1 protein-coding gene is annotated in these 488 nt (G+C 39.8%); it reads left to right on the forward strand.

Annotation, left to right across the window (positions count from 1 at the left end; translation table 11 throughout):
* Positions 1 to 49: 49 nt before the first annotated feature.
* On the forward strand, positions 50 to 488 hold a 439-nt coding region (locus tag ACTHUE_RS20190), incomplete at its 3' end, for a DUF1002 domain-containing protein (RefSeq protein ID WP_440424301.1).

The following is a 488-nucleotide window of genomic DNA, read 5'->3' on the forward strand; positions in this document are numbered from 1 at the left end:
TCCTTTAGGAGATTATGGAATAATATTCTATTTTCGAAAGGAAACACACATGAAATTGAAAAAACTACTTGTTACTGGGATGGCTTTATTGGCTTCAGTAACAGCCTTCACTTCGGTTGCGCAAGCAGCAACATCATCGCAAGTCCAAAAGGTCATTGATGAATCTTATGTTCAACCAGACTATGTGATGGGGTATTCATTGTCGGAAGAGCAACGTAATGAAACCTTGAATTTGTTAGGGTATGACAGTAGTAAGGATACTAATGTCAAGACCTTGACGACATCTGCATATGCGAATATCATGAACGTTGCTGACGATTCTAGTCTTCAGCTATATTCTTCAGTTAAGATTGCTAAGCTAGGTGCTAAGGAAACCTTGAGTGTAGAGATTGTGACACCGCAAAATATCACGAAAATCACTCCAGATATGTACCGTAATGCTGCAACGACACTTGGTATCGAACATGCTAAGATTACCGTAGCAGCAC

It is taken from the genome of Neisseria sp. P0021.S005 (assembly GCF_051956955.1).